This window comes from Pseudomonas corni, from assembly GCF_057128765.1.
In genome coordinates, this window is sequence record NZ_JBSKHW010000001.1 from 313,328 (window position 1) to 326,971 (window position 13,644).

The 13,644-nt window shown below is 58.9% G+C and carries 14 protein-coding genes; 7 read left to right on the forward strand and 7 right to left on the reverse strand.

The features are described from left to right. Positions 1-73: 73 nt before the first annotated feature. A complete protein-coding gene (gene ung, locus ACWKV9_RS01370; protein ID WP_483834292.1) occupies positions 74-769 on the forward strand; it encodes a uracil-DNA glycosylase in 696 nt (231 codons plus the stop codon). Between the two features lie 113 nt (positions 770-882). On the opposite strand, the gene ACWKV9_RS01375 is transcribed toward ung, so the two are convergent. The 4 genes from ACWKV9_RS01375 to ACWKV9_RS01390 form a co-directional block, all read right to left on the reverse strand. Beyond that, a complete protein-coding gene (locus tag ACWKV9_RS01375; protein WP_483834293.1) occupies positions 883-1,914 on the reverse strand; it encodes an AbrB family transcriptional regulator in 1,032 nt (343 codons plus the stop codon). After that, on the reverse strand, positions 1,907-3,421 hold the full coding sequence (locus ACWKV9_RS01380) for a tripartite tricarboxylate transporter permease (protein ID WP_483834294.1): 1,515 nt from the start codon (positions 3,419-3,421) through the stop codon (positions 1,907-1,909). Before ACWKV9_RS01380 ends, ACWKV9_RS01375 begins: the two co-directional genes overlap by 8 nt. 1 nt (position 3,422) lies before the next feature. Beyond that, positions 3,423-3,881, reverse strand: a complete 459-nt coding sequence (locus tag ACWKV9_RS01385) for a tripartite tricarboxylate transporter TctB family protein (RefSeq protein ID WP_483834295.1) — start codon at positions 3,879-3,881, stop codon at positions 3,423-3,425. 64 nt (positions 3,882-3,945) lie between these two features. Then, a complete protein-coding gene (locus tag ACWKV9_RS01390; protein ID WP_483834716.1) occupies positions 3,946-4,884 on the reverse strand; it encodes a Bug family tripartite tricarboxylate transporter substrate binding protein in 939 nt (312 codons plus the stop codon). A 524-nt stretch (positions 4,885-5,408) separates the two neighbouring features. On the opposite strand from ACWKV9_RS01390, the gene ACWKV9_RS01395 reads away from it, so the two are divergent. Next, positions 5,409-6,080 (forward strand): response regulator, encoded by a 672-nt coding sequence (locus ACWKV9_RS01395; RefSeq protein WP_483834296.1) that lies wholly within the window; start codon positions 5,409-5,411, stop codon positions 6,078-6,080. Beyond that, on the forward strand, positions 6,073-7,497 hold the full coding sequence (locus tag ACWKV9_RS01400) for a sensor histidine kinase (protein ID WP_483834297.1): 1,425 nt from the start codon (positions 6,073-6,075) through the stop codon (positions 7,495-7,497). The genes ACWKV9_RS01395 and ACWKV9_RS01400 overlap by 8 nt, the downstream gene beginning before the upstream one ends. A 145-nt stretch (positions 7,498-7,642) precedes the next feature. Here the strand turns inward: ACWKV9_RS01400 and ACWKV9_RS01405 are convergent, their stop codons facing one another. Continuing rightward, complete coding sequence (locus tag ACWKV9_RS01405) at positions 7,643-8,464, reverse strand: HDOD domain-containing protein (protein WP_483834298.1); 822 nt, start codon at positions 8,462-8,464, stop codon at positions 7,643-7,645. A gap of 102 nt (positions 8,465-8,566) precedes the next feature. Next, positions 8,567-9,508 carry a CAF17-like 4Fe-4S cluster assembly/insertion protein YgfZ gene (ygfZ, locus tag ACWKV9_RS01410; protein ID WP_483834299.1) on the reverse strand — a complete coding sequence of 314 codons (942 nt, stop codon included), beginning with the start codon at positions 9,506-9,508 and terminating at the stop codon, positions 8,567-8,569. A 142-nt stretch (positions 9,509-9,650) separates the two neighbouring features. Between ygfZ and ACWKV9_RS01415 the strand changes: the two genes are divergently transcribed. Both ACWKV9_RS01415 and ACWKV9_RS01420 read left to right on the forward strand, forming a co-directional pair. Then, the gene (locus tag ACWKV9_RS01415; protein WP_483834300.1) at positions 9,651-9,905 is read left to right on the forward strand and encodes an FAD assembly factor SdhE; all 255 of its coding nucleotides are present in this window, start codon (positions 9,651-9,653) and stop codon (positions 9,903-9,905) included. Further along, on the forward strand, positions 9,889-10,356 hold the full coding sequence (locus ACWKV9_RS01420) for a protein YgfX (protein ID WP_483834301.1): 468 nt from the start codon (positions 9,889-9,891) through the stop codon (positions 10,354-10,356). The genes ACWKV9_RS01415 and ACWKV9_RS01420 overlap by 17 nt, the downstream gene beginning before the upstream one ends. Here ACWKV9_RS01420 and nadB read toward each other — a convergent pair. Then, a complete protein-coding gene (gene nadB / locus ACWKV9_RS01425) occupies positions 10,325-11,941 on the reverse strand; it encodes an L-aspartate oxidase (RefSeq protein ID WP_483834302.1) in 1,617 nt (538 codons plus the stop codon). The genes ACWKV9_RS01420 and nadB overlap by 32 nt on opposite strands. Positions 11,942-12,437: 496 nt before the next feature. On the opposite strand from nadB, the gene rpoE reads away from it, so the two are divergent. Beyond that, positions 12,438-13,019: an RNA polymerase sigma factor RpoE/AlgU gene (gene rpoE, locus ACWKV9_RS01430; protein ID WP_268797658.1), complete on the forward strand. Its 582-nt coding sequence runs from the start codon at positions 12,438-12,440 to the stop codon at positions 13,017-13,019. A gap of 34 nt (positions 13,020-13,053) precedes the next feature. Continuing rightward, entirely contained in the window at positions 13,054-13,641 is a 588-nt protein-coding gene (locus ACWKV9_RS01435) for a sigma-E factor negative regulatory protein (RefSeq protein ID WP_483834303.1), read from the forward strand. Positions 13,642-13,644 lie beyond the last annotated feature (3 nt).

Here is a 13,644-nt window from a genome sequence, read left to right on the forward strand (position 1 = left end):
GCCAGACGCGCTGCGCTGGAAATAATGACTGACAGCCCCTACAGTCCGCGCATAGTTTTTGCCGGATAAAACCATGACAAGCGATGACCGCATCAAACTCGAGCCCAGCTGGAAGCACGCGCTGCGCGAGGAATTCGAAAAGCCCTACATGGGCGTGCTGCGCGAGTTTCTGCGCCACGAACACGCAGCGGGCAAAGAAATTTATCCGCCCGGACCGCTGATTTTCAATGCGCTGAACTCAACGCCTCTGGACAACGTGAAAGTGGTGATTCTGGGGCAGGACCCGTATCACGGGCCGAATCAGGCCCACGGTCTTTGCTTCTCCGTGCAGCCGGGCGTGCCCGCGCCGCCTTCGCTGGTCAATATCTACAAAGAGCTGAAACGCGATCTGAATATCGACATCCCTAATCATGGGTATTTGCAGTCGTGGGCGGATCAGGGGGTATTAATGCTCAACACCACCCTGACTGTCGAGCGCGCCAACGCCGCGTCCCATGCGGGCAAGGGCTGGCAGCATTTCACTGACAAAGTGATCGAAGAAGTCAGCGCCCATCAGCCGCACTTGGTGTTTTTGCTATGGGGCGCCCATGCGCAGAGCAAACAGAAGCTGATCGACGCCACCAAGCACTTGGTCCTGACCTCCGTCCACCCCTCGCCGCTGTCGGCGTACAAAGGGTTTTTGGGCTGCGGGCACTTCAGCAAGGCCAACAAGTTTCTGGAGCAGAACGGCATTGCGCCGATTGAGTGGCGGTTGCCTGCCACGGTTTAGTCATCCCCTGTAGGAGCGCGCTTGCCCGCGAATGCGATCTTTCTGCACCTGATGCATCGACTGACGCTACGCAGTCGCGGGCAAGCGCGCTCCTACAGGATGATTTGCGTCAGTCAGACAGTCCGCCGAATCCAGTAGCGAAACAACGGCTCCGCCAGAAACAGCACGAACAGCAAGCGCATCACCTGCATCGCCGTTACCAGCGGCACTGACAGCTGCAACACCTCGGCCGTCAGGCTCATTTCGGCAATGCCCCCCGGCATCATGCCCAGCGTCAGCGAACGCAAATCCAGCAGCGTCAACATGCTTAAAACAAAGGCGGAGGCGGCGGCGATGATCATGGTCAGCGCAGTGCCGACCAACGTGCGGCCTATGAACGAAGGTGCGCGGCGAAAGAACGCCCGATTGAAATGACAGCCCAAACCACTGCCAATCAGCCACTGCCCGATCTGACTGCCGCCATTTGGCAAACCGATGTGCAGATCAAAACTCACGCTAACCACCGCACTCACCAACAGCGGCCCGAACAGCCAAGGGTTGGGCTGCTTCAAGCGCTGCCATAGATAAGCCATCGCCGCGCCCGCCGGGAACAAAATCGCCAGCCACGCCCAATCCACCGTCACCGGATGCAAGGCCGGCGCGCTGGCGCCCAAGAGGTATTTGAAAATCGCCGGTACACACAAAACCACGCACAACACCCGCAGGCTTTGACCCGCTGCGACATTGCTGAGGATCGCACCATTGCGCGCGCCCAGATTGACCATCTCGCCCGAGCCGCCGGGCATGCTGGAGAAGAATGCCGTGGCGCGGTCTTCGCCGGTGCGCAGCATCAGCCACACGCCGACCACGCTGGAGACGCTGGTCACCAATGCGCCGATGAAAATCAAACCGAAGTGGGAGAGGACTTGCTCGATAACGACGGGGGTGAAGTGCAGGCCGATGCCGATGCCGACCACCCATTGGCCGCACTTGCGGCCTCCGGGGATTTCAGCCAGCTGCCATGGGGTCAGGCAGCGGACAAGGATGATCGCCAGTAACGAGCCGACCATCCACGGTAAGGGCCAGCCGACCAGACTGGCGAGGTAGCCGCCGAGCAGGCCGACCAGAGGCGTACCCCACCAGGTTTTGAACGGCCTGTCAGACATTCGCCAATTCACGACGCTGACGTGCACGCTTGCGCCAGATGCGGATCAGCGGGAACACCAGCATGAACGCCGTCACTACCCAGACGCCGAGGGTGATCGGGCTCGACCAGAGGATTTCCAGCGCACCGTTGGAGATCGACAACGCGCGACGCAGGTTTTGCTCCATCAGACCGCCGAGGATAAACCCCAGCAAGATCGGCGACAGCGGGAAGTCCAGCTTGCGCAGGATGTAGCCGAAAATGCCGATGCCAACCATCAGGAACAGGTCGAAGGTGGTGGCGTGGACCGCGTAGACGCCAATCCCGGTGATGATCGCGATGACCGGCACCAGCGCCCAGTTCGGCACGGCAAGGATGCGGGTGAAGATGCGGATCATCGGGATATTGAGGATCACCAGCATGATGTTGGCGACGAACAACGACGCAATCAGGCCCCAGACGATGTCCGGTTGTTGTTGAAACAGCAGCGGACCGGGCGTGATGTTGTACAGCGACAGCGCGCCGATCATCACCGCCGTGGTGCCCGACCCCGGAACGCCCAGCGTCAACATCGGTACCAGCGCACCGCAAGCTGTTGCGCCGATGGCGGTTTCCGGCGCTGCCAGACCGCGCATGTCGCCTTGTCCGAATTTACCGCTGGCGCCCGCGATACGTTTCTCGGTCATGTAGGCCACGGCGCTGGCCAGAGTAGCTCCGGCGCCAGGCAATACGCCCATGATGAAGCCCATCAGGCCGCAGCGGATGTTCACGGCGAACACTGCGCTGGCTTCCTTGAAGTTGAACATCATCCGGCCGGTGGCTTTGACGGCTTCCTGCCCGCGATGAGTCTTCTCAAGCAGCAAGAGGATTTCGCTGACAGAGAACAGGCCCAGCACCAGCACGACGAACTGGATGCCGTCTGCCAGGTGGATGTTATCGCCAGTGAAACGATACACGCCGCTGTTGGCATCGATACCGATGGTCGACAGAAACAGCCCGATCAATGCGGCGACAAATGTTTTCAGCGGTCTGTCGCCGGCCATGCCGCCCAAACAGACGATGGCAAATACCATCAGCACAAAGTACTCCGCTGGTCCAAAGGCAATCGCCCATTTGGCCAGCAACGGGGCGAACATCACCATGCCGCAGGTAGCGATGAAGGCGCCGATGAACGAACTCCACGCCGACAGGGACAATGCCACACCGGCCATGCCCTGGCGCGCCATTGGGTAGCCGTCCAGTGCAGTCATGACGGTTGAAGCTTCACCCGGAATGTTCAGCAGAATGGAGCTGATACGACCGCCGTATTCGCAGCCCAGATACACCGCTGCCAGCAGAATCAACGCCGATTCAGGCGGCAAGCCCAAGGCGAATGCGATAGGGATCAACAACGCGACGCCGTTGATTGGCCCAAGGCCCGGCAGCAGGCCGACGACGGTGCCGATCAAGGTGCCGGAGAGTGCGGTGATGAGGTTGTACGGGGTCAGCGCGACGCCGAAGCCTTGGCCCAGATAGCCGAGAGTGTCCATATTATTTCTCCAGTACGTCGAGCAGACCGAGGGGCAGAGGCACGTCCATGACTTTGTCGAACAGCACGTAAAGACCAATGCTCATCAACGTAATGATCACGACGCTGGGCACCCAGCGACCGCCATAAAGCCGTGCCATCGGAATTCCGATCAGAATGCTGCTGAGGATGAAGCCCAGCGGTTCGAACAGGCCGGCGAAGATCAACAGCAGACCGATGCAAATCGCGATCTTGATCAGTGTCGGGCGGTCCAGCTCGGGTTCGTCTTCGGAATGCACGATGGGCGCAGGGCGAAACACCATGTACAGCAGGGAAATACCCATCAGCGCCAGCATCAGCAGCGGAAACGCGCGCGGGCCGACGGGTTCGTAGGAAAAGGGGGCCTTGTAAGGCCACGCCATCAGCGCCAGGCCGATACACACCAGCAGCAGCACAAAGGCGAAAATTCGTTGCAGGACCATGGAAAACTCCTGGGTTGCGCCACCGCGCAGGTGGCACAACCACGCGTCAGTCAATCGAGTGCAATCACTGAATCAGGCCGAATTCCTTGGCCATGGTTTTGTATTCGGCGACACGCTGCTTGACGTATTTATCGAGTTCGTCACCGGTCATGGCGAACGGGAACAGCTCGCGCTGATCGCGCAATTTGGCGAAGTCTTCGGAGGCCAGCAGCTTGTCGAACGCCGCTTTCCACCAGTTGTATTCTTCGTCGGTAACTTTTGGCCCGAGGTAGAAGCCGCGAACCACGGGCCAGACGATGTCGTAGCCTTGTTCTTTGGCGGTCGGGATGTTTTTCATTTCCGGCTCGTCCAGACGCTCGTCCGAGAACACCGCCAGCAGGCGCATGTCACCGCTCAGGATGTGTGGCATGGAGTCGGAAATGTCAGTACTGCCCACCTGAATGTGGCCGCCGAGCAGGGCGGTCGCGATTTCACCACCGCCTTCGAGCGCGACATAACGCAGGTCGCGGGGGTTGATCCCGGCGGCCTTGGCGATCAGCGCAGTTTGCATCCAGTCCTGGCTGCCCACGGTGCCACCTGAACCGATCACTACTTTGCTTGGGTCGGCTTTCAGCGCCTTAACCAAGTCATCGAGGTTTTTGTACGGCGAGTCGGCTTTCACCGCGATAGCCCCGTAGCTGGTGCCGACGGCGGCCAGCCAGCGAACCTGAGTCTCGTCGTAACGCCCGAATTTGCCTTGCGCCAGGTTCAACAGCGAACCGCTGGACCAAGCCACCAACGTGCCCGCATCAGCAGGACGCTGCGCAACTACCGCGTTGTAGGCCACGGCGCCCACGCCGCCGGGCATGTAGGTCACACGCATCGGCTTGGACAGAATCTTCTCGTTGACCAGTGCGCTTTGCACCAGCTTGCACGTCAGGTCGAAGCCGCCGCCGGGGGAGGCGGGGGCGATGCATTCAGGGCGATTGGGTTCGGCGGCCCACAGTTGGGTGGCTACCAGCATGCAGCTGGCGGCGACGCTGAAACGGCGCAGTGTCGAGCTCATTGGTCAGTCTCCAAAGGAGTTGTTGTTTTTGAGGTGATGAGGGTGATCAGGCGGTTAATGCGCAATCATCAAGCGGGGCAGGGTAGAGCCGCGATGATTGAACCAAAAGGCAGGGTGACATGACGCGCGCAGGAAGCCGCATCGAGAACATTCTGAATAAGTGCTTGGGGGGAAATACGACGATCAGGCGCAGGGGCCATGGGCAGGATATGCAGCATCACGGTGACTCCGATATTGTTTTTATTGTTGAAAACGCATCGAGGCGTTTTTCGTTGCGACCCGGGTAATGCTCAAACGGTAACAAGTCGTAACTCGATCCTAATCCGCGAAGCTTTCATTAACCTTTCAACTACCTTTCATTAACCTCCCAGCGACGCTACACAGATGGCATCGGTCTGTGACTGACAATGAGTTGGCGCTTCACAGACCTTACGGCGCCTGTAAACTCCGCCTCCACCCAACGCCTCAATCTGGAGAAGTCGATGCGTGTCCTGCTCGTCGAAGACCATCTGCAACTGGCCGAAAGCGTCGCTCAGGCTCTCAAGAGTGGCGGGCTGACCGTGGACGTTCTGCACGACGGTGTTGCGGCCGATCTGGCATTAAGCAGCGAGGAATACGCTGTGGTGATTCTCGACGTGGGGCTGCCACGCATGGATGGTTTCGAGGTGCTGGCGCGATTGCGGGCCCGGGGCAAAAACCTGCCGGTACTGATGTTGACCGCCCGCAGCGACGTCAAAGACCGGGTCCACGGCCTGAATCTGGGGGCCGACGATTACCTGGCCAAACCCTTTGAATTGTCCGAGCTTGAGGCACGGGTCAAGGCCCTGCTGCGACGCAGCGTGCTGGGCGGCGAACGTCAGCAACGCTGCGGCGTGTTGGTGTACGACCTGGATACTCGTCGTTTTACCGTCGGTGAAGAGTTGCTGACGCTGACTTCTCGCGAGCAGTCGGTGCTCGAAGCGCTGATTGCCCGGCCCGGTCGTGTGATGAGCAAGGAGCAACTGGCCGCGCAGGTCTTCGGCCTGGACGAAGAAGCCAGCCCCGACGCCATCGAAATCTATGTGCATCGTTTGCGCAAGAAGCTCGATGGTCAACCCATCGCTATCGTGACGTTCCGTGGCTTGGGTTATCTGCTGGAAAGCCGCGATGTCTAGTCTGTTTCCCGATCGGGAAAACAGCCTGCGCTGGCGATTGCTCTGGAATCTGGGGCTGTTGCTCGTGGTATTGATGATCGCCAGCGGCATGAGCGCCTACTGGAACGGGCGCGAGGCGGCGGACACCGCGTATGACCGCACGCTGCTGGCTTCGGCCCGGACCATCGCTGCTGGTTTGTCCGAGCGCGACGGTACTTTGAGCGCCGACGTGCCTTACGTCGCCCTCGACACCTTCGCGTACGACAGCGCTGGGCGGATCTACTACCAAGTTAACGACATCAACAAAAAGTTGATTTCCGGCTATGAAAACCTGCCAGGACCGCCTGCCGGAACGCCCCGCACTGATGCGTATCCCGCGCTGGCGAAGTTCTACAGCGCGCGCTATCAGGGCCAGGACGTGCGGGTGGTGAGCCTGCTCAAAGCGGTCAGTGAGCCGAATATGAACGGCATGGCCGAAATTCGTGTCGCCGAGACTGAGGAAGCGCGGGTGACGATGGCCCGTGGCTTGATGGCCGATACGCTGCTGCGGTTGGGCATGCTGGGTGGTGGCGCGCTGCTGTTGGTGTGGTTCACGGTCAGCGCGGCGTTGCGCCCGCTGGATCGCTTGCGCACGGCGGTGGAAGAGCGGCAGCCGGATGATTTGCGCTCATTGCCACTGGTCGAAGTACAGCATGAGTTGCGGCCGCTGGTGAGTTCGCTCAACCATTTCACCGAGCGGCTGCGTCTGCAATTCGAACGTCAGGCGCAGTTCATCGCCGACGCCGCTCACGAATTGCGAACGCCACTTGCCGCGCTTAAAGCGCGTGTGGAACTGGGTTTGCGCGACAACGACCCGGCCACGTGGCGCTCGACCCTGGAAACAGCCGCCGTCGGCACGGACAAGCTGACGCACCTGGCCAATCAGCTGTTGTCGCTGGCGCGTATTGAAAACGGCGCGCGGGCCATTTCCGAAGGCGGTGCTGAAGTCATCGACCTCAGTCAGCTGGCCCGGGAGTTGGGCATGGCGATGGCGCCCTTGGCCCACGCCCGAGGCGTCGCATTGGCGTTGGAGGCTGATGCGCCGATCTGGCTGCGAGGGGAGCCGACGCTGCTAAACGAATTGCTGAGCAATCTGATCGACAACGCGCTTGCCCATACACCCCAAGGCGGCAATGTCATCTTGCGAGTGCATGCCCCGTGCGTGCTGGAAGTCGAAGACGACGGGCCGGGGATTCCAGTGCTTGAGCGAGATCGCGTGTTCGAGCGATTTTATCGCCGCAATCAGCTGGGATCTGGTTTGGGGTTGGCGATCGTCGGCGAGATCTGCCGCGCGCATCTGGCGCAGATCAGTTTGCACGACGGTGCGGAGCGGGGGTTGAAGGTGCGGGTAAGTTTCGTGGCGCTGGAGTCAGGACACACCCCTTCGCCAACAAGTTAGCGCGGCGCGATCTCCTGTAGGAGCGAACTTGTTCGCGAGACGTTTTTGAGGATCAACGACCTCGCCAACAAGTTGGCTCCTACAGGGTTGCGTGATCTTCTGTCTGTAGGAGCGAACTTGTTCTCGAAGTTTCTTCCTGCAGGCCTTAATAAAGCAGCGTCATCGCCTCATTCATTTCAATGATCAGGGCACCTTCCGCCGGGTCCAGCCCCAACTGGCGAGTAGCGGGCAAGACACTCAAATCCGTATTCGGAAACGCCTTACCTGTCACGTCATGCACATGCACGGTCGCCACCTGCACCAAATCAACGTAATCGGGCCGCAGGGATACGCGCTCGAAATCCTGAAACTGGGTAGGAACAATCGCCAGCGCTTCCGGGAAATCCCAGGAACGCAGCAGCCGTTCACCGATCACCGGGTGAATGCGCTCGATCACATGATTGAGGCTGACGGCATCGGACAGCAGTTCGAAATTGTCTTCAGCGTACGTCAGGATCGGCAGCACGCCGATCAAGTGAATCAGGCCTGCAAGCGTTGCCTGATCTGCACGCAGATGATGAGTTCTGTGGCACAGGCTGCTGCTGACGCCTGCCACTTGCAGGCTGAGCTTCCAGATGTCGCGCATCTTGGCGTCGATCACAGCGGATTTGGCGTGAAACATCTGCTCGACCACCAGACCGATGGCCAGATTGCAGGTGTAGTTGACGCCCAACCGACGAATGGCCGTCAGGACATCGCTGACTTCGAAATTGGGGCGCAGCAGCGGGCTATTCACGACTTTGATCAGGCGTGCCGACAATGCGGTGTCGCTGCCGATGACTTTGCTCAAAGCGGCAATGCTGATTTCGGCGTCTTCCGCTGCGAGACGGATTCTTAGCGCTACTTCAGGGAGTGTCGGCAGAAACAGAGCGTCTCTGTCGATCGCCCTGATCAGATCCCTTTGCACCTCGTCAGCCATGTTGCTCATATCGCATCTCTAAGGCGTTGCATGGAGTCGCGTCCTTTGCTGTGGCAAGCCAGGGGCGCGACGAATACGCTGACGGTGTGATGAAACGATTGTTGCAACGGCTTAGCGCTGTGTCTCAAGTTTGCTGTCCAGAGTGTAGGGCAGCTCTGACATTTGCAACGCCAGACCTTCGGGCGCACCAAGATGGATGTGGCCATCTTCTGCAGCGTCGGCCTGTAACACAGCCAGCAGCTCGACGCCCTCGCCACTGTTTGCCGCGATCACAACTTCGCCGACAGCACTGCCGTGAACCGGTGAAAACAAAGGGGTTCCCGCTTCAGGCACTTCGCCACTGGAAAGGTTCAGCCGGTAAAGACGGCGCTTGAGTTTGCCCAGATACTGCATGCGGGCAACGATTTCCTGTCCGGTGTAGCAGCCCTTTTTAAAACTGACGCCGCCGACGGCTTGCAGGTTGATCATCTGTGGGATGAATGTCTCACGGGTCTGCCCGACCACTTGACCGATACCGGCACGGATCTGGCCCAGCAGCCAATCATTGAGCGTTCCTTCCACAAGCGAAACGGCGAGCTGGGTGCGAATATCGCTGGCTTTTTCTGCGTGAACCCATAGCTCGGCGCGGCCGGGGGACACACGGATGGCGATCAAGTCATTTCCGCGAGCAACTGCATCGATCTCTTGCCCGAGATAGACACCCAGCGCCGCCAAAGCGCTATCACCGCCAGCAAGGCCAAATCGGGCCCAGGACGCGCTTTCGTCCGTCAGTTTAGACTTGGAAAACACAGCGTATTTCTTGAGGTCCAGCAATTGTGCTTCGATCAGCTCACTGGCCATCGCCAGCAGGTAGCCATCACCTTCTGGCAGGATTCGGAAGCTGGACTGCATGCGGCCTTTTTGCGTGCAGCGCGCGCCGAGACTGGCTTTGGCGTCGCTCAGGTAGTCGAGGTTGCAGGTCAATTGGCCCTGAAGGAATTTTCCGGCGTCCACGCCTCGAACGGCGAGAACACCTTCGTGGGAGAGAGTGCAGAAGAAAGCTGAGTCGGCCATGGGTCATCGCAGGGTTAAAGTCTGAGGCACCATGATAGTGCCGAGCGTGGTCGTTGGGTACATGAAAACTGCTGAGACGAAGTGCGGGTACGCCCAGCCGCGATGCCCCTGTATACTCGCCGCCAAATTCGAGGAGCCCTCCATGGTCGAAGATGTTGAACTCAATCGCCTCTTCTGGCACAGCCGCCGAGGCATGCTGGAGCTGGATGTCTTGCTGGTGCCGTTTGTAAAAGAGGTCTACCCAAGCCTCAATCAGGTGGACCGCGATCTCTATGTGCGTCTGCTGACCTGTGAAGACCAGGACATGTTTGGCTGGTTCATGCAGCGCGCAGAATCTGAAGATCCCGAGCTGCAACGCATGGTTCGCATGATTCTGGACCGTGTCCAACCCAAGTAATCACTTCGAATGCCGTTGGCACGCCTCACGCAGGCTGCTGACGGCGTATCTCTCCGCCCAGGCGCTTGCATTGATCGCCCTGTATTTCTTGAGTATTCCCGTCGGGATCAAGCTGATCGGCGTTTTATTGTGCCTGTGGCACGGCGTCCGCTACTGGCGTCGCTGCATTGTGTTGTCGGATGAACAGGCATTTACCGGTTTGCGGCGTGACGGTGACGGCTGGCAGCTGTGGAGTGACCGCTCCGGCTGGCAGCCTGTGCGATTGCAGCGTGACAGTATTGCGCTGCCACTGATCGTGATCTTACGTTTTCGAGTGACTGCGGGACGCTGGATGGACCGCTGGTGGGTTAGCAGCGTCTGCATTCCCAGTGATTCCTTGGAGCCAGACGCTCACCGACGCCTGCGCTTGCGCCTGAAGTTCAGCCGACGAAGGTGGGCGGCACCAGAATAGTGTCGACGGCCTCGGGCAACATGCCTGGATAGTCCAGCGTGTAATGTAGCCCGCGGCTTTCCTTGCGCGCCATCGCTGAACTGATCATCAGCTCGGCCACCTGTGCCAGATTGCGTAGCTCGATCAAATCCCGGCTTACCTTATAGTTGCTGTAGAACTCGTCGATTTCGTCCAGCAGCAGCCGCACGCGATGCGCTGCGCGCTGCAAACGCTTGTTGGTGCGCACGATGCCGACGTAATCCCACATGAACCGCCGCAGCTCATCCCAGTTGTGGGCGATGATCACGTCTTCGTCGGAATCGGTGACCTGGCTGGCGTCCCACGTAGGTAAAGGCTGTGGGCCAGTAATCTGCGACAGCTGGCCGACGATATCCGCCGCTGCCGAGCGCGCGTATACAAAACATTCGAGCAGCGAGTTGCTGGCCATACGATTGGCGCCGTGCAGGCCGGTGAAGCTGGTTTCGCCAATCGCATACAGGCCTGGCACATCGGTGCGCCCGTGCTGATCGACCACGACCCCACCACATGTGTAGTGCGCCGCTGGCACCACTGGAATCGGCTGCTGCGTGATGTCGATGGAAAATTCCAGGCAGCGTTCGTACACCGTGGGGAAGTGCGTCTTGATGAAGCCTTCGGGCTTATGGCTGATATCCAGATAAACGCAGTCAATCCCCAGTCGCTTCATTTCATGGTCGATGGCGCGGGCAACGATGTCTCGGGGCGCAAGTTCTGCGCGTGGGTCGAAACGCTGCATGAAGCGCTCGCCGTTGGGCAGCTTCAGGTAAGCGCCTTCACCGCGCAGCGCTTCAGTGATCAGAAAGCTTTTGGCTTGCGGATGGTAAAGACAGGTCGGGTGGAACTGGTTGAATTCCAGATTGCCGACCCTGCAACCCGCGCGCCATGCCATGGCGATGCCGTCTCCGCAGGCGCCGTCGGGGTTGCTGGTGTACAGATAAACTTTAGCGGCCCCGCCCGAGGCCAGGATCGTGAAGCGCGCACTGTGCGTATCCACTTCGCCGGTGGAGCGATCCAGCACATAGGCGCCAAGGCAGCGTTGACCTTCGAGGCCAAGACGGCGTTCGGTGATCAGATCGACAGCTACGCGCTGTTCCAGCAGCTCTATATTGGGGCGGGCCTTGGTTTCAGCCAGCAGCGTGGTGAAGATAGCAGCGCCAGTGGCGTCGGCCGCATGAATGATGCGGCGGTGGCTGTGACCGCCTTCGCGGGTGAGGTGGAACTCGAATCCGCCGTCTTCAGTAATATTCTCGTCGTCGCGGGTGAACGGCACGCCCAGGTCAATCAGCCACTCAATGGCTTCGCGGCTGTGTTCGACGGTGAACCGAACAGCGTCTTCGTTGCACAGCCCGCCGCCCGCATTCAGCGTGTCCTCAACATGGGAATCAACCGTATCGGTATTGTCCAGGACCGCCGCAACGCCACCCTGAGCCCAGAATGTAGAGCCGTTCGCCAGATCGCCTTTGCTCAGCACGGCAATGCTTAAATGCTCCGGCAAAGTCAGGGCCAGGCTCAGTCCGGCAGCACCGCTGCCAATCACGAGAACGTCGTGTTGAAAATGTCGGCTCATCTGAATTTGGCTCTCTTATTCGGCCACTAGCTATATGTAGGGGTGTAGCGGCACAATAGCGGCGATTTTATGGCAATCGTGAATCCACAGCGGGCCCGGATTGTGCGCTACTCCGGAGCACCGTGCATACCGTTTGGCAAGTTCGAAACATCGATAGGCTGCTCTCGATTTCTTCCTACAAACGGATTGACGTGTGTCTTACGACCTAAAATGAATGTGGAACTTTTTAATAAGCGTCACGTTCAATAGTAGGTTGCCGATAAAGGGACAGCGTCGGCGCTAGGCGGGGATAAATACATGGCCATTGCCAGCGCGTTCGACGACAAGATTATTCACGCAGCCGACCTGGTTCGAGCTGCGTTTTTCGTGCGGGCCACCATCGCTCGCCGGAAACTAGCTTGAAGGGGGGAGAACTTTTGCCAAAAGCCCGAGTCTATGTTTGCAAGCCTGTGAATGAGCCGTTGCAACGCTCCTTTAAGCTTTATGAGGAGTATGCATGCTAACCCAGGAAGAGGATCAGCAACTGGTCGAACGCGTACAGCGCGGCGACAAGCGAGCATTTGATCTGCTAGTGGTGAAATATCAGCACAAAATTCTTGGGTTGATCGTGCGATTCGTCCACGACACCCATGAAGCACAAGATGTTGCGCAAGAGGCCTTTATCAAGGCTTATCGCGCACTCGGCAATTTTCGCGGAGACAGCGCCTTTTACACTTGGCTGTACCGCATCGCCATCAACACGGCGAAGAACTATCTGGTGTCGCGAGGTCGGCGACCGCCGGACAGTGATGTCAGATCTGAAGACGCGGAGTTCTACGACGGCGATCATGGCCTCAAGGACATCGAGTCACCGGAGAGAGCATTGCTACGGGATGAGATCGAGGGCACCGTCCATCGAACTATCCAGCTACTTCCGGAAGATTTGCGTACAGCTTTAACTTTACGTGAGTTCGACGGTCTGAGTTACGAAGACATTGCAAGCGTCATGCAGTGTCCGGTTGGTACCGTGCGCTCACGCATCTTCCGCGCTCGGGAAGCCATTGATAAAGCCCTGCAGCCTTTGTTGCAGGAATCCTGAGACAGCGGCGATAGCCAAAAAGAGAGGAACCGCCATGAGTCGTGAAGCCCTGCAGGAATCGCTGTCCGCGGTGATGGATAACGAAGCGGACGAATTGGAATTACGTCGAGTGCTCAGCGCAATCGACGATGCGGATACACGTGCCACATGGTCGCGTTATCAGATCGCTCGTGCAGCCATGCACAAGGAATTGTTGATCCCGCATCTGGATATCTCGGCAGCTGTTGCTGCAGCGATCGCTGATGAGGTCAGTCCTCTCAAGGCGGGTCGTGGTCCATGGCGTACTTTGGGTCGCCTGGCCGTTGCTGCATCGGTCACCGTGGCTGTGCTTGCAGGCGTTCGTTTGTATAACCAGGACGATATCGCTGGCGCTCAACTGGCACAGCAATCGGCTCAGCCTGCTAACCTGGCGCCTCAGGTTAAAGGTCCTGCGGTCCTGGCTGGTTACACTGAAAGCGAGCAAGCGCCAGGCCCTATGGCCAGCGGTGTGCTGCAAGGTCAAGCCGGATGGCACGATCAGCGACTCCCAGGCTATCTGCGCCAACACGCTCAGCAAGCTGCGTTGAAAGGCACTGAAAGCGCATTGCCGTATGCACGCGCTGCAAGTCTGGAAAACCGTTAAGGA

Excerpts from the sequence above, each read along its gene's own strand:
- ung (WP_483834292.1), top strand. The coding sequence starts at position 74 with ATGACAAGCGATGACCGCATCAAACTCGAGCCCAGCTGGAAGCACGCG.
- ACWKV9_RS01375 (WP_483834293.1), bottom strand. The coding sequence starts at position 1,914 with ATGTCTGACAGGCCGTTCAAAACCTGGTGGGGTACGCCTCTGGTCGGC.
- ACWKV9_RS01380 (WP_483834294.1), bottom strand. The coding sequence starts at position 3,421 with ATGGACACTCTCGGCTATCTGGGCCAAGGCTTCGGCGTCGCGCTGACC.
- ACWKV9_RS01385 (WP_483834295.1), bottom strand. The coding sequence starts at position 3,881 with ATGGTCCTGCAACGAATTTTCGCCTTTGTGCTGCTGCTGGTGTGTATC.
- ACWKV9_RS01390 (WP_483834716.1), bottom strand. The coding sequence starts at position 4,884 with ATGCTGGTAGCCACCCAACTGTGGGCCGCCGAACCCAATCGCCCTGAA.
- ACWKV9_RS01395 (WP_483834296.1), top strand. The coding sequence starts at position 5,409 with ATGCGTGTCCTGCTCGTCGAAGACCATCTGCAACTGGCCGAAAGCGTC.
- ACWKV9_RS01400 (WP_483834297.1), top strand. The coding sequence starts at position 6,073 with ATGTCTAGTCTGTTTCCCGATCGGGAAAACAGCCTGCGCTGGCGATTG.
- ACWKV9_RS01405 (WP_483834298.1), bottom strand. The coding sequence starts at position 8,464 with ATGAGCAACATGGCTGACGAGGTGCAAAGGGATCTGATCAGGGCGATC.
- ygfZ (WP_483834299.1), bottom strand. The coding sequence starts at position 9,508 with ATGGCCGACTCAGCTTTCTTCTGCACTCTCTCCCACGAAGGTGTTCTC.
- ACWKV9_RS01415 (WP_483834300.1), top strand. The coding sequence starts at position 9,651 with ATGGTCGAAGATGTTGAACTCAATCGCCTCTTCTGGCACAGCCGCCGA.
- nadB (WP_483834302.1), bottom strand. The coding sequence starts at position 11,941 with ATGAGCCGACATTTTCAACACGACGTTCTCGTGATTGGCAGCGGTGCT.
- rpoE (WP_268797658.1), top strand. The coding sequence starts at position 12,438 with ATGCTAACCCAGGAAGAGGATCAGCAACTGGTCGAACGCGTACAGCGC.
- ACWKV9_RS01435 (WP_483834303.1), top strand. The coding sequence starts at position 13,054 with ATGAGTCGTGAAGCCCTGCAGGAATCGCTGTCCGCGGTGATGGATAAC.